Origin of the sequence: Actinophytocola sp., from assembly GCF_050699915.1 — a bacterium.
Lineage (GTDB): Bacteria > Actinomycetota > Actinomycetes > Mycobacteriales > Pseudonocardiaceae > Actinophytocola.
The window spans coordinates 1-18,904 of record NZ_JBOHGA010000073.1 but is presented as its reverse complement, the minus strand read 5'-3'; the positions used below and the strand labels follow the sequence as shown (position 1 = coordinate 18,904).

Below are 18,904 nucleotides of genomic sequence, written 5' to 3'. Positions count from 1 at the left end.
ATAGTCAGTCCAACAGTTCGCGGAGGGCCGCCTCGAGGCTGGGGTGGCGGAACGTGAACCCGGTGCGCAGCAGCTGCTCGGGGACCGCCCGCACACTCGCGAGCACGATCTCGTCCGCGACGTCCGTGCCGAACATCCGCCTGGTCAAGCCCCTGGTCAGGGCCAGGAACCGCGGTCGGCCGAGGACCTTGGCGAGGATGTCGGCGTACTCGCGGTTGGTCACCGGATGCGGCGCGACGACGTTGACCGGGCCGGCGAGCGTCGGGGTGGTGAGCACGTGGTCGATCGCGCGGACGACGTCCGGCAGCGACACCCAGCTGACGTACTGGTGGCCGGCGCCGGCGCGGATGCCGAGCCCGCGGCGGAACTGGGGCAGCAGCCACGCGAGGGCACCACCCTCGGTGGACTGGACGATGCCGAACCGCAGGTGCGCGACCCGCAGCCCGGCGCGGTCGGCGATGTCGGCGGCCTCCTCGGCCTCGCGGTGCACGGAGGCGAGGAAGCCCTTGCCGGGCGGGCTGGTCTCGGTCAGCACCTCGTCGCCGCGGTCGCCGAAGTAGCCGATCGCGGACGCGCAGAGCAGGGTCCGCGGGCCGTCCTCCATCTTCGCGAGCCCGTCGGCGAGCACTTGGGTGCCGCCGACGCGGGACTCGCGGATGGCCTCGCGGTGGTGCTCCGTCCACTTTCCGTAGACCCGCTCGCCGACCAGGTGCACGACGGCCTGCACGCCGGCCAGCCCGGCGGTGTCGAGCTCGGGGTACCAGAGCACCTCGTCGTCGGCGTCCGGCCGGCGCTGCACCAGTCGTGTCACTTGGTGACCTTGGGCGCGCAGGTGCTCGATCAGCGCGCTACCCAGCCAACCGCTGGTCCCGGTCACCGCGATATTCACCCGGATGAGGGTACGGGGTAGGTGCCGTCCGTCTCATACCGACACGGTGCCCACCGGGAGCGCAGGATCGGCCGACAGCTCCAAAGAGGACGGACGAACACCCGCAGCGACGAGGTGGGCACCGAGCGCCGCGATCATCGCTCCGTTGTCCGTGCACAGCCGAGGCCGGGGCACGCGCAGCCGGAGGCCGGCTTCCTCGCAGCGCTGTGCGGCGAGACTGGACAGTCGGGAGTTGGCGGCGACCCCGCCGGAGATGACCATGGTGCCGATGCCCAAATCGGACGCGGCACGCACGGCCTTCGCGGTGAGCACGTCGGCGACCGCCTCCTGGAACGACGCGGCGACGTCGTCGACCGGGATCGCGCGGCGGTCCTTCTCGCGGTTCTCGACCCACCGCGCGACGGCGGTCTTCAGGCCGGAGAAGGAGAAGTCGTACTTCGCGTCGCGCGGGCCGGTGAGCCCGCGCGGGAAGCGGATCGCGTCGGGGTTGCCGCGGCGGGCGGCCTTGTCGATGGGCGGGCCACCCGGGTAAGGCAGGCCGATGATGCGCGCGACCTTGTCGTAGGCCTCGCCGGCGGCGTCGTCGATGGTCGAGCCGATCTCGGTGATCTTGCCGGCGAGCTCGTCGACCTGCAGCAGCTGGGTGTGTCCGCCGGACACGAGCAGCGCGAGGCACGGCGAGGGCAGCAACCCGTGCTGCAGCGTGTCCGCGGCGACGTGGCCCGGCAGGTGGTTGACGCCGTAGAGCGGCACGTTCAGCGCGGCGGCGTAGGCCTTCGCGGCCGAGACGCCGACGAGCAACGCACCGGCCAGGCCCGGTCCGCAGGTGACGGCGATGGCGTCCACATCGGACAGCTCGATGTCGGCCGACGCCACCGCGCGCCTCATGATCGGCACCATGGCCTCGAGGTGTGCGCGGCTGGCGACCTCCGGCACGACACCGCCGAACCGCGCGTGCTGGTCGACGCTGGAGGCGACCTCGTCGGCGAGCAGCTCGATCGTGCCGTCGGTGTGCAGCCGGACGATGCCGACGCCGGTCTCGTCGCACGAGCTCTCGATGCCCAGGACGATCGTCAAGGCGTCCCGTCCTTCCCTGCCGTCTCGCGTGCTTTTGCGGGGCGCGCCATCGTGTACGCGTCGGCGCCCGAGGGCTGGTAGTACCGCCGCCGCAGTCCGATGCGGTCGAAGCCGTGCGCCTGGTACAGCGCGATGGCCGCGACGTTGTCGGTGCGCACCTCGAGGTACACCGGCGCGGTGAACTCGTCGGCGACCGCGAGCAGCGCGCGCAGCAGCATCTTGCCGATGCCCCGTCCCTGCCACGCGGAGTCGACGCCGATCGTGTGCACGCTGGCCTCGGCGTCGCGCGCGCTGCCGACGACCGAGATGCCCGCGTAGCCGACCAGCCCGGCGCCCTCCACATAGGCCCCGAAGTACTGGTGGCCGTGGTCGAGCTCGGCGCGCAGCGTGCTCTCGCTCCACGGGTCGTCGCCCGCGAACAGGATCCGCTCCAGCTCCGCGCAGCGCGGCAGGTCCGCGTAGTCCAGCGGCGCCAGGCGCACCGTCATGGCCGCGTCGGTCATGGCGTGGTCACCCGTTTCCGCGCGCCCGGCTCGGTGGCGTCGGGCCGGCGCAGGTACAGCGGGGTGAACGGCCGCGGTGGCCGGGTGAGGTCCGCGGCCCGCACCAGGCCGGCCGGCGTCGGGTACTCGTGGCCGGTGTGCGGCATCGACAGGACGTCGGCGTAGATCGTCGCGCCCGCGCGCCTGTCCAGTTGTGGGATGTCAGCCGGCTTGTCGACCGCCGGGCCCGCGGTGCGTGTGCCGTCCTCGTCGTAGGTGGCCCAGTAGAGCTCCTTGCGGCGCGCGTCGGTGGTGACCAGGAGCGGCCCGTGCCCGGCGACCGCGGACGCGATCGCGTCGAGCGTGCACACCGGGTGCACCGGCACGTCCAGGGCGTGGCCCAGCGCGGCCGCGGTGGCCATCCCGGCGCGCAACCCCGTGAACGGCCCCGGCCCGGCGCCGCAGACGATCGCGTCGACGTCGGCCAGGCGCCGCCCGGCGGCGTCGAGCGCGGCGAGGACGTGCGGCGTCAGCAGCTCACCGTGCGCCTTCGCGTCGACGGTGACGCACTCGGCGAGCATCTCCAGGCGCGTCGGGTCGACATCGGTGTCCACCAGGACGACGCCGGCGGTGACCGCGGGCGTCGCGGTGTCGACTGCGAGAACCAGCACGACCGTCAAGCCTACGGCCTGGTCAGGCGAGCCAGCGGTCGACCACCTCCTCGAGCTCGGCGAGCCGCTGGATGACGGCGTCGGGCTGGACGTCCACGGGCACCTGCTGTTCGGCCGGGATCTCGCTGTGCGGCACGAACACCGCGCGCATGCCCACCGCCTTGGCACCGCTGATGTCGTCGTAGGGCCGGTCGCCGACGTAGACGCACTCGGCCGGATCGTCGACGCCCACGGCCGCCATGGCCGCGCGGAAGGCGGCCTCGTGGGGCTTGGTGTACTCGAGGTCACTGCTCCACACGCGCGCGTGGAACAAGTCGAGCACGCCGTCGCGCGCGAGCACCTCCTCGTGCCACGCGGCGGGCCACGGGGTCGAGGAGAGGATGCCGACGCGTAAACCCTTGTCGCGTAAGGAGTTCACGAGCGGGGCGACCTCGGGGTCGGTGTGGGTCGCCTGGTCCCAGAAGGTGCGGTAGGCCGCGAAGCCACCGTCGTGCTCGGGCGCCCGCGCGGTGGCGAGCACCTGGGCGATGGTGAAGGCCCGGTGCTCGTCGCGTGCGAGCCGCCACGCCGCCTGCTCGGCGGCGAGGATGGCCGCCGCGACCTGGAGCGCCTGCTCCCCGTCACCGGGATGCAGCACGTCCGCGTAGCAGCGCCAGGCAGCTCGAAAGTCGACGGGACGCCAGGGGGTGAGCGTGCCACCCCAGTCGAAGATCACCGCTTGCATGGACCCCACGATGCCTGGTGCCTCTGACAATTCTCAATGCCGTTTCCGAGTTGTCCACAACTCGCGAAGTTGTCCACAGCCACGGCCGACATCGCTCCCGCCGTCCGTGTCCGTCTCTACGTTGGTGTCATGACCACTGCGACAGACATCAGTCCCCGGTACCTGCCCGCGTCGAAAGACGTAGCGTGGCCGCATGATCCGTGGCGTCCTGTTCGACTTCTCCGGCACGCTCTTCCGGCTCGAGCCCGATCCGGGGTGGAGCGAGGAGCTGATCGGCGTGCTGACCGCGCCCACGCTCGTCGGCGACCATCTGCCGGACGAGTTGGCGCGCGACTGGGCGCGCCGCGACCTCGATCCCGACCTGCACCGCCGTGTCTACCTGGCCTCGCTCGCCGCGGCCCGCCTCGGGTTGACACCCGCCGAGGCCGAGGCGACCTACGACCGGATGCTCGCGCCCGACTCGTGGCGGCCCTATCCGGACACCGCCGCGGCGCTGCGGCGGTGTCGCGCGGCGGGAGTCCCGGTCGGCGTGGTCAGCAACATCCCCTGGGACATCCGAGCGGTGTTCCGCCGCCATGGCATGGCCGACCTGGTCGACGAGTACGTCTTGTCCTATGTGGAAGGAGTGATGAAACCGGACGCGAAGATCTTCCTGGTGACCTGCCAGCGGATCGGGGTCGCGCCGGCCGACGCGCTGATGATCGGTGACAGCGCGGAGACCGACGGCGGCGCGGAGGCGGTCGGCATCGCGACGGCGATCGTGGACCACCTGCCGAGCCGACAGCGACCGGACACCCTGCTGTCCACATTGGACAGGTTCAGAGTAGGCATGCCCGCCCCGGACTGAGCACCAAGATCCACCTTGCACCCGGCCGCCAGCCGACCTCCCGCCCGACCACGACGCGAGCCTCGGGTGCCGACCACATCGGACCAACGCGATCGCGCGGATCGGCAGCCTGCTGGCGGCGGCCGGCTGAGCGGAGCGGCGTACGCGGACCCGGTGGCGCTGACCCAGCCTCCCGCCAAGTCGACACGACCATCGCAGCCGTCCAGCTTCGATGATCTACCGGTCCGGTCCAAGCGGGCGGTCCGACCAGCTCCCGTGGGGAACGACGGTCGCGAGACGGGCGTCGTCCTCGCGGCGCTCCAGGCGGATCAGCAGGTGATCGGCGGACAGGCGCTCGCCGGCGCCCTCGCCCCACTCGATCACGACCGCGGCCTCCACCAGCGAGGTGTCCAGGTCGAGATCGTCGAGTTGGGCCAGGTCGCCACCGAGGCGGTACGCGTCGACGTGCACGAGCGGGATGCCGCGCCCGGAAGGGGCGGGCCGGTGCTCGCGGGCGATGATGAACGTCGGCGAGCTGACCCGGCCGCTCACCCCGAGCCCCTCGGCGATGCCACGCGCCAGCACGGTCTTCCCGGCGCCGAGCGGGCCGGCGAGGAGCACGAGGTCACCCGCCTCCAGCACGGACCCGAGGCGGCGGCCGAACCGCAGCGTGTCGGACTCCTCGACCAGCTCCACGGTCGTCACCGGCGCCACCACCGGCGCCGGCCCGAGTCCCGGCCGTAGGCGCACTGCTGGAGCAGCAGCACCAGGTAGTCGTTGACGAGCTCCGGCTGCTCGAACATGACCATGTGCCCGCCGCCGCGCACGCGGACCAGCTCGGCGTCCGGCAGCTCGACCGCGATCCGCTCGGAGTGGCTGAACGCGGTCATGCGGTCGGCGTCGCCGCTGAGCACCAGCACGTGCGCGTGCTTGAGGCCGGCGAGCGCGGCGTAGCGGTTGTGCGTGCCGAGCGTGTCGATGAAGTCCGCGAGCACGCGCACGGGAGTGTCGTCCAGCAGCTCCAGCAGGAAGTCCACGAGGGACGGACTGATGTCGCGCGAGCCGAAGGCGAGCGACCGCAACGCGCGGCGGGTCAGCTGACCGCCGGCGGCGCGGACCAGCTCCACGAGGCCGGGCTGCCAGTCCGCGAGGGCGCCGATGCTTCGGGTGAGCGGGTTGTACCGGGACAGCAGCGGGCGCGGCAAGCCGCTCTTGCCGACCTCGCCCGCCGAGGTGCCGATCAGGGCGACCCCGCACACCTGCTCGGCGAACAGCTCCGGCCGCTGCTCGGCGAGGGCCATGATCGTCATGCCGCCCATCGAGTGTCCGACGAGGACGGTCGGGCCCTCGATGCCGGCCTTGTCGATGACCTCGCCGAGGTCGAGGCCGAGCTGGTCGATCGTGCTGGACGCCTCGCTGGCGCGACCGGACTCGCCGTGGCTGCGGTGGTCGTAGTAGACCTGTCGCACCCGCGGCTCGGTGAGCTGCGCGAGCGCGCGTCGCTGGAAGTGCCAGCTGCGCCGGGACAGGGCGAAGCCGTGCACGAACACGACGGTGACCTCGGGCTTGCCGCCGACGACGGGGTCGACCTCCTCGACGGACAGCTCGATGCCGTCGTCGGTGATCACCGAGTACGTGCGGTCCGGGCGCAGCTTGCCGAGCGGCTCGTCCACGTACGGGTCGTCCGGGTCATGGGCACGTCGGCGTGCCGCGACGCCGACGGCGATCGCGGTGCCGGCGGCCGCGACGCCGATCGCGCCACCGATGATGGTGCCGACCTTCCGGGACACCGTCACCGCTGGCCTCGGTAGGTGCGGGTGACGCGCGGCCGGTACATGCCCGTGACGATCTCGTAGTCGATGGTGCCGAGCGTGTCCGCCCACTCGGTGGCGGTCGGCTCGCCGCGCTCGCCGGTGCCGAACAGGACGACCTCCTCGCCTACTGGCACGAGGTCGTCCTCGCAATCGACGACGAGCTGGTCCATGCACACCCGGCCGACGACCGGGCGGCGCCGGCCGGCGAGCCACACGGAAAGCCGCCCGGACAGCAGTCGCGGGACGCCGTCCGCGTAGCCGACCGGTACGAGGGCGAGGTTGGTGTCGCGCCCGGCGGTCCACGTCTGTCCATACGAGACGGACTCGCCGGCCTCGATCCGCTTGGTCAGCGCCACCGACGACCGGAACGTCATCGCCGGGACGAGATCCTCCGGGTGCGGCAACGGGTTCAGCCCGTACATGGCGATGCCGACGCGGACGAGGTCGAAATGCAGGTCCGGCCGGTTCAGTGTCGCGGCCGAGTTCGCGAGGTGGCGCAAGGGCTTCAGCCCGGCCGCGGTGCTCACCTCGTACGCCTGCTGGAACCGCCCGGCCTGCAGGTCGACCGACGGGTGGCCGGGCTCGTCCGCGCAGGCCAGGTGGGACCACACGGCGACGATCTCGGCATGCCCGTCCGCCTGGGCCTTGGCCGCCACCTCGACGAGGTCCGGCCACTCGGCGGCGGGGCAGCCGTTGCGGGACAGCCCGGTGTCGATCTTGAGGTGCACGCGCGGGGTACGGCCGGCGCGCTGGCCGGCGCCGAGGATGTGGCCGAGCTCGCGGACGCTGGACGCGGTGAGGTCGACGTTCGCCGCGACGGCCGGGGCGAAGTCCTCGCCGGCGACCTCGAGCCAGCTCAGGATGGGCCCGCTGATGCCGGCGCCGCGCAGAGCGAGCGCCTCGGCGAGGGAGCAGGAGCCGAGCCAGGTGGCGCCGGCCTCCAGCGCGGCCCGGGCTACGGGCAGCGCACCGTGGCCGTAGCCGTCGGCCTTGACCACGGCCATGGTCGCGGCGCCGGACGCGGCCGCCCGATCGGCGAGCAGCGTGACGTTGTGGCGCAGGGCGTCGAGGTCGACGATCGCCTCGGCCCGAGGAGGTGAAGAAGCAGCCATGACGGTTTCCATGCTCGCACAGCGGGTCAGCGGGCCGCCCTCGCGGCACGGACCGCGTCCGGGACGGCGGCCAGGATCGCCGACGCCGGGGCCGGGGCGCCCGCCGCGGCGAGCATGCCCGCGCGCTCGTGCACCCACGCCGCGCAGCCCGCGGCGAGCAGCGGATCCAGCTCGGTCGCCAGCGCCGCCCCGATCAGGCCGGACAGCACGTCGCCGGACCCGGCCGTCGCGAGCCACGCCGACGCCGCCGGGTTCACCAGCGCCCGTCCGTCCTGGTCGGCGATCACCGTGGTGTGACCCTTCAGCAGCACCACGCAGTCCAGCCGGCGGGCCAGCGCCCGCGCGGCCGCGGGCCGGTCGTCGCCGAGCTCGATGCCCAGCGGCTCGGCGATCCGGGCGAACTCGCGGTCGTGCGGGGTCAGCACCACGGGCGCGTCCGGCTCGCGGCTGTCCCACAGCGTCGGGTCGCCGGCGAGCAGCGTGATCCCGTCCGCGTCCACGCAGGTCGGCACGCCGTCGGCGAGCACCTCGGCCAGCACGTCGCGACCGGTCTGGCCGGTGCCCAGCCCCGGCCCGACGATCCACGCCTGCACCCGGCCCGCGTCCTCGACCGAGCCGGTCGCCACGGCCTCCGGCCACCGCGCCCGGACGTCGTCGGCCGCCCAGCCGGCGTAGCGGACCATCCCGGACGTCGCGAGCACCGCCGCCCCGGTCGCGAGCACCGCCGCCCCCGGGTAGGTCGCGGAGCCGGCCGCCACGCCGGTCACGCCCTGGCTGTACTTGTCGTCGTCCGGCCCGGGCACCCGCCACAGCTCGCCCACCTCGCGCGGCTCCAGCACGGAGAACGCGGGCTCGTCGAGCCACGGACCGAGACCGATGTCCACCAGGTGCACCACGCCGGACCGGACCGCACCCTCCGCCAGCACGTGCACCGGCTTGCGCGCGCCGAAGGTCACGGTCGCGTCGGCGTGCACGGCCGGACCGTGGGTGGCGCCGGTGTTCGGGTCGACGCCACTCGGCAGGTCGACCGCGAGGACCGGCGCGTCGACCGCCTCGACCAACGACGCCGCGGCCGGTCGCAGCGGACCGCGCGCGGACAGCCCGACGATCCCGTCGACCACCAGGTCGGCGGCGCCGAGCGCGGCGGCCACGGGCGGAGTGAGCGAGTCGGCGGTCAGCACCCGGCCGCCGGCCCGGCGCAGCGCGTCGAGGCCGGCCGGGTGTGCCTTGTCGGGTGCGAGCAGCAGGGCCGTCACGCCGACCCCGCGGCGGCGCAGGAAGTAGCCGGCCCACAGGGCGTCGCCGCCGTTGTTGCCGGCGCCCACCAGCAACGCGACCCGCCGGCCGGCGACCCCGCCGGTCTGCGACCGCAGCATGGCCACGGCCCGCACGGCGACGCCGAACGCGGCCCGGCGCATCAAGGCCCCGGAAGGGGTCCGCGCGAGCAACTCGTCCTCGGCGGCCTTGACCTGCTCGGTCGACCACACGCCCAGCACGGCGGCTACTCCACCGTCACCGACTTGGCCAGGTTTCGCGGCTTGTCCACGTCGTACCCGCGGGCGCGGGCGATCTCGGCGGCCAGCACCTGCAGCGGCACGGTCGACACCAGCGGCTGCAGCAGCGTCGGCACGGCCGGCACCTCGACGAGCTCGTTCGCGAACGGCCGCACCGTCTCGTCGCCCTCCTCGGCGATGACGATCGTGCGGGCGCCTCTGGCCTGGATCTCCGAGATGTTCGACAGCAGCTTCGCGTGCAGCACCGCCCGCCCCTTCGGCGACGGCATCACGACGACGACCGGCAGGTCGTCCTCGATCAGCGCGATCGGCCCGTGCTTGAGCTCGCCGGCAGCGAAGCCCTCGGCGTGCATGTACGCGAGCTCCTTGAGCTTGAGCGCACCCTCGAGCGCCACCGGGTAGCCGACGTGCCGGCCGAGGAACAGCACGGCCTTCGCCTCGGCCAGCGACCGGCCGAGCGAGCGGACCTTGTCCACGGTGCCGAGCACCCGGGCCACCGCGTCCGGCATGGCGGCCAGCTCGCTGAACTCGCGCGCGACCTCGTCGGGGTACTTGGTGCCGCGGGCCTGCGCGAGCGCCAGGCCGACGAGGTAGTTGGCGGCGATCTGGGCGAGGAACGCCTTGGTCGACGCGACCCCGATCTCCGGGCCGGCGTGGGTGTAGAGCACCGCGTCCGACTCGCGCGGGATCTGTGCGCCGTTGGTGTTGCAGACCGCGAGCACGCGGGCCTTCTGCTCACGCGCGTGCCGCACGGCCTCGAGCGTGTCGGCGGTCTCGCCGGACTGCGACACCGCCACGACCAGGGTGTCCCGGTCGAGCACCGGGTCGCGGTAGCGGAACTCCGAGGCCAGCTCGACCTCGACCGGCAGCCGACACCAGTGCTCGATGGCGTACTTGGCGACCAGGCCGGAGTGGTAGGCCGAGCCGCAGGCCACGACGAACACCTTGTCCACGTCGCGCAGGTCCTGGTCGGACAGCCGCTGCTCGTCGAGGACGATCCGGCCGTTCGTGAAGTGCCCGCGCAGGGTGTCGGCGAGCGCGGCCGGCTGCTCCTCGATCTCCTTGAGCATGAAGTACTCGTAGCCGCCCTTCTCGGCGGCTGAGAGGTCCCAGTCCACGTGGAACGGGCGGGTCGGCGCGTCCTCCCCGTGGAAGTCGGTGACGTGGTAGCCGTCGCGGGTGATCGTGACGACCTGGTCCTGGCCGAGCTCGACGGCGTCGCGGGTGTGCTCGATGAAGGCCGCGACGTCGGATGCGACGAACGTCTCACCGCTGCCGATGCCCACCACCAGCGGCGAGGACCGGCGTGCCGCGACGATCAGGTCCGGCTGGTCGACGTGCGTGATGACCAGGGTGAACGCGCCGTCCAGCCGACGGCACACGGCACGCACGCTGGCCTGCAGGTCACCGGCGGTCTCCCCGCTGTCGTACGCCTGCGAGACGAGGTGCGCGACCGTCTCGGTGTCGGTGTCGCTCGCGAACTCCACACCGCCGGCCTCCAGCTCGGCGCGCAGCGAGGCGAAGTTCTCGATGATGCCGTTGTGCACCACGGCGACCCGCTCGGTGGCGTCCCGGTGGGGGTGCGAGTTCTTGTCGACCGGCGGGCCGTGCGTGGCCCACCGGGTGTGGCCCATGCCCGCGGTGCCGGCGAACGAGTCGCGGCCGACCTGCGCCAACCGGTCCTCCAGGTTGGCCAGGCGGCCGGCCTTGCGTTCCACGGCCAGGCCCTGCTCGGCCAGTACGGCCACGCCGGCGGAGTCGTACCCGCGGTACTCCAGCCGTCGCAACCCGTCGAGCACAACGTCGAGCGCCGGGCGATGCCCTACATATCCCACGATTCCGCACACCCGTCAGAGGGTAACCAGCACCCCGTTGGACGTCGGTAGGGCCGTCGGCCCTCGACCTCGATAGGGTCAACGACCATGGCGAACAAGGCGAAGCACCTCGCCGAGGAGCTGTCCCACCGGGGACCCCACCGGGTGCTGCGCGGAGACCTCGCGCTCGTGGGCCTGCCGGGGGTCGTGTTCACCCCGACCGCCGGACGCGGGCTGCCGGCGATCGCGTTCGGGCACGGGTGGCTGCAGCCGCCGGAGCGGTACGCCGGCCTGCTGCGGCACCTGGCCTCCTGGGGGTTCGTGGTGGCCGCGCCGGCGACCCAGCGCGGGCCGCTCGCGTCGCACCGGCTGTTCGCCGCGGACCTGACCACGGCGCTGGACGTGTGCGTCGGCGTGCGGCTCGGCGACGGTGAGATCAGCGTCGACCCGGGCGCGCTCGGCCTCGCGGGGCACTCCGTGGGCGGTGGCTGCGCGGTACTGGCGGCCGCGGCGGACTCGCGGGTGGCGGCGGTGGCGACCATGGCGGCCACGCAGACGAAGCCGTTCTCCACGGACGCGGCGAGCCGGTGCCGGATGCCGGGGCTGCACCTGGCGGCGGGCCGGGACCTCGTCGCGCCGACCGTGGGCCACGCCGGCCTGATCGCGTCGAACTGGGGCGGCGAGGCACAGCTGCGGCTGCTGCCGAAGGCGAACCACCTGGGCTTCACCGAGGGCCGGCACTGGTCGAACCTGGTGTTGCCGGGCAAGTCGGAACACGGCACGCAGCGGCTGGCGAAGATCCTGCTGACCGCGTTCTTCCTCACCCACCTGACGGAGACGGCGAAGTACCGCCCCCTGCTGGCCGAGGACCTGAAGGGCGCCGTGATCGAGCGCGAAGAGGACGAGCTCGTCCGCTGACCCTCAGCGCTTGGGCGTCGGCTTGCTCTCCACCGGGTCCCGGCCCACCACGCCGCTGAAGTTGGCCGCCGGGTCCTGCTCGTCGAAGAGCTGCCCCGTCGTGCGCCACTTGCTCTGGCGAGTCTGGTCGCCGCCCTGGTTGCCCGCGCCCATGCCGCCCATCGGCATGCCGCCCACCGCACCCTGCTGACCGGAGCCCGAACCGCCGGGACCGCCGCCCGCACCTGCGGCGGACGCCGCCGCGGCGCGGTCCGCGCCCGTCGAGTCCGGGCTGCCCGCACCCACCATGGCGCCCGGCTGCGGAGTGCCGGCGGACGTGCCGGGGGTCGCACCGCCGCCGTAGGAGCCGCCGCCACCGGCACCGGCTCCACCACCGCCGCCGTCGAAGTCGCCGCCCATGCTCGCCGGCGTCGGCACGTCCGGCAGCGACGGGCGCGCCGAGCCGGGGATGTCGGGCACGCCCGGCACCTGCGAGTCCGGCCCGAAGTCCACGTCGTAGGTCTCCGGCGTGCCGTCGTCCACGGTCATCTTCAGCCGGTCGGTCGGTCCGGGCACCTGCTCCAGCGTGATCGCAGCGTCCCCGTCCTGGATCACGGCCTTGCCGTTCTCCGCCCGAATAACGCCCTCCTCCGGCTGCTCACCGGGGTCGTCGGTGAAGTCGACGACGTACTCCGAAGGCTCGCCCTGGCCGTCGTCGACGGTGACCTTGCTGCGCCCCTGCGCGTCGGGCTGGCCGATCGTGATCGTCCGGTTCCCGTCCTTGATCGTCACTTCCTTGGGCGCGGCGCCATTGCCGGCACCCGGAGTGGCGCCCGGGATGCTCGAGCCGGGCAGCGGTACTCCCGGCACGCCGGGCGAGCCGGGGGTGGCACCCGGGACGCTCGGGTCGCCGGGACCGCCCGGGGTGCTCGACCCGGGCACCCCGCCGGGGTTGGCGAACGACGGCGTGGTCGTGCCGTTCGGTCCGGTGCTCGACCCCGGCGTCGGGATCTCCGGCGGCGTGGGCGGGGCCGGCGTCGGGACCATGCCCGGGCTGCTGCCGGGACCGCCCGGAGTGCTCGACGGCGGGGTGCTCACGGGCGGCGAGCCGGACGGGGTCGTGCCCGACGGCGAGCCCGAGCCGGGCGGTGGGGTGGCGGACGAGGGTGGCGGGGTGGTCGAACCCGGGGGCGGGGTCGCACCCGGGGGTGGCGTGCCGGTCCCCGGCGGCGGAGCCGCACCCGCAGCCTGGAACTCATTCTCATACTCACCCAAGAACTCGTTCAACGTCTCATAATACGAATCGACCGCGGTCACGGTCTCCTCACACAACGACTTGAACGTCGCATACACCCGATCATGCAAATCCGGATTAAAAGACTCCTGAATCCACTTAATACACTCATCCTGCACATAACGCTTGTTCTCGTCGTTCAACCCACAATCATCATCACGAATCGTATTCTCAATATCCGACCCACACACCGAATCCACCCACGACGCCACCTCCAGGATCTTATCCCGATCACTGGCGTCATTCGCCAACTCCACAACCTTCATCGCGATCTGCGGCGTCGCACTCCCCAACGTCGGCGAATACAACGCCAACACCTCATCAGCCTTCGCCTTCACCGCATCAAACACATCCGACACCAACGTGTCGATCATCCCCGGACCCTCCGACAGAAAACCCAACAACTCCGCCGCATTCGGCCCGATCTTCTCCGAATAAAACTGATACGACGCATTCGCCGCATCACCCGTCCACGACCGATACAGAGTGTTCAACTCCGTCTCCGTCGAGGTGTTCAACTCCGACAACCGCTCCTGCGCCACCCGCAACCGATCAGCATCATCCAAAAACTTCTTGAACGACACACCCAGCTGCTCGTCATACATCCGATTGACCTCATCCATCGAGATCCGATCGAACTGCCCCAACGAACCCTGCGGCACCACATCATTAACCGGAATAAACTCCGAAAAAACCTTCAACCCCGGACGACCCAACTCCAAAACCTCATCCGAAGACTCCACCGCACCAGAAGAACGCCCCTCACCAGACTGCGGCGCAGACAACCCATCCAACTCGGTCGTATTCTCATCAACCGCATCCTGCGTCTGACCAGCCCGATAACCCTCACGACGCGACTCAGCCTCAGCACGACCAGCAACCTCATCCAACGAACCCTGATCAAAATCACCATCACGCGTCGGATACTGATCGTAATACTCCCGCACATCAGCAGGCAGATCATCCTCTTCAATGAAGGGATACCCCTCCACATTCTCCTTGATATACGCCGCGATCAGGTGCTCCTTCGTATCCGCATCCACAAACGGATCATCCAGAAGCGTCTGGACCTCGTCCCACGACCTGCTCATCGGCTACTACCCCTAACCTGCGTCGCTTTCCCCGATCCGCCGAGCAGGCGAACCACCACACAACCGACCATGCCGTCCCGGTCCACGGCGGTCGCCACGGCCAGCCGGCCACGTTCACCCTCGCCGAGCGCCAGCAGCGCGGCGAGCTGGAAGGAGCCGGTCGCCGCGCCGGTGTCGCCGATCAGCTCCGTCGGCACGACCACCCGCTCGACCTCCCGTCCCAACGTCTCGTCCACGGCCTCGCGCTCGATGGCGGCCGTGGCCGAATCCCGGCCGGACAGCGCCACCCCCCACACCTCACGCGGCGCCACGCCGGCCAGGACCCGGCGCAGACACGCGGCCAGCGCGTCCCGTGGCTCCCCATCCACGGCCAGCCGGGTGTCCAACGCTACGACCTCCGCGAGCGCCGATCGGTTCCCCTCGGCCGGCTCCAGGAACAGCACCACGCAGCCCTCGCCGAGCGGCGCGGTGCCGCCGACACGGCGTTCCAGCAGCGTTCGGGCCCCGCCGTGCTCCTCGGCGGCGCCCGCGAACACGCCGCTCGCCCGCCCGGTGCGCAGCAGGCGGTCCGCGTAGCGCAACGTGGCGATGCCGGAGCACCGGCCCGCGGCGATCGTCGTGTTCGGACCGGTCAGCCCGTGCCAGCTGGCGCACTGCGCGGCCGCCGAGTTCATCAGCGCGAACGGCATCATCGCCGGGTTCACGAAGTACGGCTTGCGGCGGGTCAGCGAGTCGCCGGTGAACGCGAACTGGGTCTGCGTGCTGCCGCTGGTCGTGCCGAGCACCACGCCGGTGCGCTCGTCTGGCTCGACCGTGCCGGCCTCGTCCTTGCGCAGCCGGCCGAGCGTGCTCACCGCGAGCGCGGTCGTCCGGTCCATCGAGCCGGTTCCCTTGCGCCCCAACTGGTCCACGATGTCGAAATCGGGTACGACGTGCGCGGTGTCCAGCTCGGGGAACCAGTCGTCGGAGCGTGCCGCCGCCGGTGCGGACCGGCCGGCCCGGACGCCGTCGGCGAACGGGCCGGCGCCGTAGCCGAACGGCGAGGTCGCCGACCATGCGGAGATCACCGTCGCCATGTTCAGTTCCGTCCGAACAGCACGACGGAGTTGTTGCCCCCGAAGGCGAGCGCGTTGTTCTGCACGACGTTCAGCCGCGCCGGCACGGACTCGTTGGGCACGCAGTCGATGCCGCACTCCGGGTCGGTCTCGGTGTGGTTGATCGTGGGCGGGATGAACTCCTCGGCGATGGCGAGCGAGCAGGCGACCGCCGACAGCGCGCTCGCGGCGCCCATCGTGTGGCCCAGCATGGACTTCACCGACACGGTGCGCGGCGGCCGCGTCCCGAACACGTCCCGGATGGCGCCGCACTCGGTGGCGTCGTTGGCCTTCGTGCCGGTGCCGTGCGCGGAGATGAGGTCGACGTCCCCGGGCGCGACGCCGGCGTCGTCCAGCGCGAGCCGCATGCACCGGCCGACCGAGTCGCGGTCCGGCGCGACCGGGTGGCCGGCGTCGCAGTTGAGCCCGTAGCCGAGCACCTCGGCGTAGATCCGCGCGCCCCGCCGCGTGGCCGCCTCGAGCGGCTCGAGGACGAGCACGCCCGCGCCCTCGCCGGTGAGGATGCCCTGCCGGTCCACGTCGAACGGCCGGCAGGCGCGCGGGTCGACCGCGCCGAGGCGGTAGAAGCCGGTGAACGTCATGCGGCACATGGCATCCGCGCCGCCGCACAGCGCCACGTCCACATCGCCGGTCGCCACCGCGTCGTACCCGTCGCCGATCGCGTAGTTGCCCGCCGCGCAGGCCGTCGCGATCGTCGAAGCCTCCACAGTGGACAGACCGAGCTCGCGGGCGACCCCGACGGACAGCAGCGCGGCGGGCACCCTGCCGGCCTCGGCGGCGGTCACCTCGGTGCCGCGCACGACGGCCTCGGCGATCAGCTCGCCGCGGTCCGAGCCGCCGTCGGTGGTACCGATCGACACGAGGGCGCGGGCGCCGGCGAGGTCGAGGCCGGCGTCGCGGGTCGCCATCGTCGCGGCGGCCACGGCGAACTGTCCGGCCCGCGGCAGCCGCTCCGGCCGGTCGAGCCAGCCTGTCGGGTCGAAGCCGACGACCTCGCAGCCCACGTCGTGCGCGAAGCCCTCGGTGTCGAACGCGCCGATCGGGCGGGCGCCGCTGCGCCCCTCCCGCAGGCCGCGGGCGAACTCGGCGGCGCCGGTGCCGATGCTCGACACCACCCCGAGTCCGGTGACCGCGACCCGTGTCATCAGTGATCCAGTGCCGCGCTCAGCACGCCGTAGACGCCGTCGAGGCTGACCAGGTTCTCGAACTCGGCCGGGTCGATCTCGACGTCGAACTCGATCTCGAGGTTGGCCAGCAGCTCGATCAGCTTCATGGAGTCCGCGCCGAGGTCCTCGACGAAATGGTCGGCCGAGCCGAGCCGGTCCTCGTCGGCCTCCAGCACGCGGCAGACGACGGCCTTGATCTCCACGGCACGCTCGGCGACGACGGCGTGCATCACTGGTTCCGCATCCACGAGGACTGGTTGGAGTAGTCGTCCTCGTCGTCGAACGAGGCAGGTGCCGGACGGCGGACGTGCCGGGCGGCCGGAGCCTCGGGCGCGGGCGGCGTGGGCGGCGGCTGCTCGACCTCGACCTCCTCGTCCTCGATCGCGCCGATGCCGCCGGGCGCCTGGCCACCCTGCGGGCGGGGAGCGGAGCGGTAGGCGAAGGCCGGCTTCTGCTCGTCCTCGTCAGCGCCGATGCCCAGGATGTAGTCCTTGTCCCGCTCGGTCTTCTCGGTCGCCCAACCACCGGCGGCCCGGTGACGGCGGCCGAGCTCACCCATGTGCTTGGCGACCTGGGCCGCGACCGGGCCCTGCCGGAGCAGGCTCTCCCGCGCCTTGTCCTGGATGGCGCGGCCGTTGCGGACCCGCATCGCGCGCCGCTCGGTCATCTCGCGGCGGACCTGCTCCATCCGGGCCCGGGCCTTGGCCGCCTTCTCCGAAGCACTCATCGCGTCATCTCCATCGGGCTAGCGCCCCTCGCCGAAGGTACTGCGCAGCTGGGTGTCGATGTCCATGTCGAATAGGTCGCCGGTGGTGCGCCACTGAGCGGCGCCGCGGTCCTGGTCGCCGCCCCCGCCACCGGCGCCGCCACCCATCATCGGCATCCCGGCCATGCCGCCGCCGGAGTGCTGTTGACCGGCGGCGCCCGAGCCGTTGTCACCCTCGGCCGCGGAGGCCAGGTCGGCCTCGCCGGGACCGGTGGCCGGGGTCGCGACGTACTGACCCGAGTCCGACTCGCCGAAGAACGAGCCGACGTGGTCCGCCGGGCCGCTGTCCGGCTGGCTGCCGAAGAACGAGCCCACGTGGTCGGCGGCGCTGCCGTCCGACCCGCCGCCGGCGAACGAGCCGCCGTCGGAGAGGCTGGCCTGTGCGCTGGTGGCCGCGTAGGCCGGCTCGGCGTACTGGCCGCCCGGCCCCTCACCCGGTCCCTGGCCCTGGTCGGCCGGCACCGGGCCCCCGTCGACAGGTACTGGGCCGCCGCCGGCCGGCACCGGGCCCTCGCTCTGCTGCTGGGTGTCCAGGTCCTCGATGACCCCGTCGAGGCGGTCGTCGAGCTGGCTGTACATGGCCTGAGCCTCGGACGGCCCGCCTGGCCCGCCGCCCGTCTGACCCGGCTGGCCGCTCTGCGCGCCCTCTTCGCCGGAGTAGTCCAGGTTGTAGGTGGTCGGCTCGCCGGTGCCGTCGTCGACGGTGACCTTGACCGTGTCGGTCGAGCCCTCGGGCCGCTCGGCGGTGATGGTGAGGTCGCCGTCCTGGATGACGCACTTGCCGTCCTCGTCGGCCTGGATCGGCTGGTCCGCGCCCGGCGCCTGGCTGCCGTCCGGGCCGAACCCGGGCTCACCGTCCGCCGTGCCGCCGGTGGGCGAGCCGCCCGGAGCACCGGCGCCGGTGCCTTCGCCGCCGCCGGAGCCGCCGCCTTCGCCGAAGTCGAGCGTGTAGGTCTGGGGCTCGCCGCTGCCGTCGTCGACGGTGACCTTGACCTGGCCCTGCCCGTCCGGGCTGGTGACCGAGATGGAGCGCTCACCGTCGTCGATGGTGACGGTCTCCTCCTCGCCCGGCGTGGTGGGCGTGGTGCCGGGCGGCACGTCGCCGGTTCCCTGGCCCGGGTCCTGGCCGCCCGGTGTCTGGCTGCCCGGCCCGCCCGGTGTCTGGCCGCCTGGTCCGCCCGGGGTCTGACCACCCGGGTCCTGACCGGCCGGGAGCGTCTGGCCGGGAGTCGGCACGTCGGGCGTCGCCGGCGAGCCGGGCGATCCGGGCCCGGACGGCGAACCCGGGGTGTCCGCCGACGGTCCGCCGGGTGTCCCCGGCATCGAGGGCGCGGCGGGCGACGGAGTAGAGGCCGGCGGAGTACTGGACGGAGGCGTACTCGACGACGGCGGTGGCGTGCTGGACGACGGCGGCGGAGTGCTGCTGGAAGGCGGGGGTGTCGTCGAACCAGGAGGCGGGGTGGTCGAGCCAGGAGGCGGAGTGCCAGTCCCCGGCGGCGGAGCCGCACCCGCAGCCTGGAACTCGTTCTCATACTCACCCAAGAACTCGTTCAACGTCTCATAATACGAATCGACCGCGGTCACGGTCTCCTCACACAACGACTTGAACGTCGCATACACCCGATCATGCAAATCCGGATTAAAAGACTCCT

The 18,904-nt window shown here is 72.4% G+C and carries 18 protein-coding genes; 2 read left to right on the top strand and 16 right to left on the bottom strand.

Annotated features, from left to right (window positions below):
* Positions 1–4: 4 nt before the first annotated feature.
* Genes ACRDSK_RS15430 through ACRDSK_RS15410 form a run of 5 tightly spaced genes read right to left on the bottom strand, consistent with a single transcriptional unit; the run spans position 5 to position 3,843 of the window.
* Positions 5–889 (bottom strand): TIGR01777 family oxidoreductase, encoded by an 885-nt coding sequence (locus ACRDSK_RS15430; RefSeq protein ID WP_431441553.1) that lies wholly within the window; start codon positions 887–889, stop codon positions 5–7.
* Between the two features lie 33 nt (positions 890–922).
* On the bottom strand, positions 923–1,966 hold the full coding sequence (gene tsaD, locus ACRDSK_RS15425; protein WP_431441551.1) for a tRNA (adenosine(37)-N6)-threonylcarbamoyltransferase complex transferase subunit TsaD: 1,044 nt from the start codon (positions 1,964–1,966) through the stop codon (positions 923–925).
* On the bottom strand, positions 1,963–2,448 hold the full coding sequence (gene rimI, locus ACRDSK_RS15420; protein ID WP_431441565.1) for a ribosomal protein S18-alanine N-acetyltransferase: 486 nt from the start codon (positions 2,446–2,448) through the stop codon (positions 1,963–1,965). Before rimI ends, tsaD begins: the two co-directional genes overlap by 4 nt.
* Before the next feature lie 17 nt (positions 2,449–2,465).
* The gene (gene tsaB, locus ACRDSK_RS15415) at positions 2,466–3,119 is read right to left on the bottom strand and encodes a tRNA (adenosine(37)-N6)-threonylcarbamoyltransferase complex dimerization subunit type 1 TsaB (protein WP_431441549.1); all 654 of its coding nucleotides are present in this window, start codon (positions 3,117–3,119) and stop codon (positions 2,466–2,468) included.
* 22 nt (positions 3,120–3,141) lie between these two features.
* Positions 3,142–3,843, bottom strand: coding sequence for an HAD family hydrolase (locus ACRDSK_RS15410; RefSeq protein WP_431441547.1), 702 nt, complete (start codon positions 3,841–3,843; stop codon positions 3,142–3,144).
* A 193-nt stretch (positions 3,844–4,036) separates the two neighbouring features.
* On the opposite strand from ACRDSK_RS15410, the gene ACRDSK_RS15405 reads away from it, so the two are divergent.
* Complete coding sequence (locus ACRDSK_RS15405) at positions 4,037–4,690, top strand: HAD family hydrolase (protein WP_431441545.1); 654 nt, start codon at positions 4,037–4,039, stop codon at positions 4,688–4,690.
* A 216-nt stretch (positions 4,691–4,906) separates the two neighbouring features.
* On the opposite strand, the gene tsaE is transcribed toward ACRDSK_RS15405, so the two are convergent.
* Genes tsaE through glmS form a run of 5 tightly spaced genes read right to left on the bottom strand, consistent with a single transcriptional unit; the run spans position 4,907 to position 10,956 of the window.
* A complete protein-coding gene (gene tsaE / locus ACRDSK_RS15400; RefSeq protein WP_431441544.1) occupies positions 4,907–5,374 on the bottom strand; it encodes a tRNA (adenosine(37)-N6)-threonylcarbamoyltransferase complex ATPase subunit type 1 TsaE in 468 nt (155 codons plus the stop codon).
* Positions 5,371–6,465 (bottom strand): alpha/beta fold hydrolase, encoded by a 1,095-nt coding sequence (locus ACRDSK_RS15395; RefSeq protein ID WP_431441542.1) that lies wholly within the window; start codon positions 6,463–6,465, stop codon positions 5,371–5,373. The genes tsaE and ACRDSK_RS15395 overlap by 4 nt, the downstream gene beginning before the upstream one ends.
* Positions 6,462–7,595, bottom strand: a complete 1,134-nt coding sequence (gene alr / locus ACRDSK_RS15390) for an alanine racemase (protein WP_431441540.1) — start codon at positions 7,593–7,595, stop codon at positions 6,462–6,464. Before alr ends, ACRDSK_RS15395 begins: the two co-directional genes overlap by 4 nt.
* 26 nt (positions 7,596–7,621) lie before the next feature.
* Positions 7,622–9,091, bottom strand: coding sequence for an NAD(P)H-hydrate dehydratase (locus ACRDSK_RS15385; RefSeq protein WP_431441538.1), 1,470 nt, complete (start codon positions 9,089–9,091; stop codon positions 7,622–7,624).
* 5 nt (positions 9,092–9,096) lie between these two features.
* Positions 9,097–10,956 carry a glutamine--fructose-6-phosphate transaminase (isomerizing) gene (glmS, locus tag ACRDSK_RS15380; RefSeq protein ID WP_431441537.1) on the bottom strand — a complete coding sequence of 620 codons (1,860 nt, stop codon included), beginning with the start codon at positions 10,954–10,956 and terminating at the stop codon, positions 9,097–9,099.
* Positions 10,957–11,031: 75 nt separating this feature from the next.
* On the opposite strand from glmS, the gene ACRDSK_RS15375 reads away from it, so the two are divergent.
* Positions 11,032–11,841 carry a dienelactone hydrolase family protein gene (locus tag ACRDSK_RS15375; RefSeq protein WP_431441535.1) on the top strand — a complete coding sequence of 270 codons (810 nt, stop codon included), beginning with the start codon at positions 11,032–11,034 and terminating at the stop codon, positions 11,839–11,841.
* A gap of 3 nt (positions 11,842–11,844) precedes the next feature.
* On the opposite strand, the gene ACRDSK_RS15370 is transcribed toward ACRDSK_RS15375, so the two are convergent.
* From ACRDSK_RS15370 to ACRDSK_RS15345, 6 genes are read right to left on the bottom strand one after another with little or no spacing between them, the layout of a single operon-like run.
* On the bottom strand, positions 11,845–14,205 hold the full coding sequence (locus ACRDSK_RS15370) for a hypothetical protein (RefSeq protein ID WP_431441533.1): 2,361 nt from the start codon (positions 14,203–14,205) through the stop codon (positions 11,845–11,847).
* Complete coding sequence (locus ACRDSK_RS15365) at positions 14,202–15,281, bottom strand: beta-ketoacyl synthase N-terminal-like domain-containing protein (RefSeq protein WP_431441531.1); 1,080 nt, start codon at positions 15,279–15,281, stop codon at positions 14,202–14,204. Before ACRDSK_RS15365 ends, ACRDSK_RS15370 begins: the two co-directional genes overlap by 4 nt.
* Positions 15,282–15,283: 2 nt before the next feature.
* Positions 15,284–16,465, bottom strand: a complete 1,182-nt coding sequence (locus tag ACRDSK_RS15360) for a beta-ketoacyl-[acyl-carrier-protein] synthase family protein (protein ID WP_431441529.1) — start codon at positions 16,463–16,465, stop codon at positions 15,284–15,286.
* Entirely contained in the window at positions 16,465–16,716 is a 252-nt protein-coding gene (locus tag ACRDSK_RS15355) for an acyl carrier protein (protein ID WP_431441527.1), read from the bottom strand. Before ACRDSK_RS15355 ends, ACRDSK_RS15360 begins: the two co-directional genes overlap by 1 nt.
* Complete coding sequence (locus tag ACRDSK_RS15350; protein WP_431441526.1) at positions 16,716–17,213, bottom strand: hypothetical protein; 498 nt, start codon at positions 17,211–17,213, stop codon at positions 16,716–16,718. Before ACRDSK_RS15350 ends, ACRDSK_RS15355 begins: the two co-directional genes overlap by 1 nt.
* Before the next feature lie 18 nt (positions 17,214–17,231).
* Positions 17,232–18,575 (bottom strand): hypothetical protein, encoded by a 1,344-nt coding sequence (locus tag ACRDSK_RS15345; RefSeq protein ID WP_431441524.1) that lies wholly within the window; start codon positions 18,573–18,575, stop codon positions 17,232–17,234.
* Positions 18,576–18,904: the final 329 nt, after the last annotated feature.

Coding starts and splice junctions, on each gene's coding strand:
- alr (WP_431441540.1), bottom strand. CDS start 7,595: ATGGCTGCTTCTTCACCTCCTCGGGCCGAGGCGATCGTCGACCTCGAC.
- ACRDSK_RS15405 (WP_431441545.1), top strand. CDS start 4,037: ATGATCCGTGGCGTCCTGTTCGACTTCTCCGGCACGCTCTTCCGGCTC.
- ACRDSK_RS15350 (WP_431441526.1), bottom strand. CDS start 17,213: ATGAGTGCTTCGGAGAAGGCGGCCAAGGCCCGGGCCCGGATGGAGCAG.
- ACRDSK_RS15370 (WP_431441533.1), bottom strand. CDS start 14,205: ATGAGCAGGTCGTGGGACGAGGTCCAGACGCTTCTGGATGATCCGTTT.
- ACRDSK_RS15360 (WP_431441529.1), bottom strand. CDS start 16,465: ATGACACGGGTCGCGGTCACCGGACTCGGGGTGGTGTCGAGCATCGGC.
- ACRDSK_RS15410 (WP_431441547.1), bottom strand. CDS start 3,843: ATGCAAGCGGTGATCTTCGACTGGGGTGGCACGCTCACCCCCTGGCGT.
- ACRDSK_RS15355 (WP_431441527.1), bottom strand. CDS start 16,716: ATGCACGCCGTCGTCGCCGAGCGTGCCGTGGAGATCAAGGCCGTCGTC.
- ACRDSK_RS15375 (WP_431441535.1), top strand. CDS start 11,032: ATGGCGAACAAGGCGAAGCACCTCGCCGAGGAGCTGTCCCACCGGGGA.
- ACRDSK_RS15345 (WP_431441524.1), bottom strand. CDS start 18,575: ATGCCGGGGACACCCGGCGGACCGTCGGCGGACACCCCGGGTTCGCCG.
- ACRDSK_RS15365 (WP_431441531.1), bottom strand. CDS start 15,281: ATGGCGACGGTGATCTCCGCATGGTCGGCGACCTCGCCGTTCGGCTAC.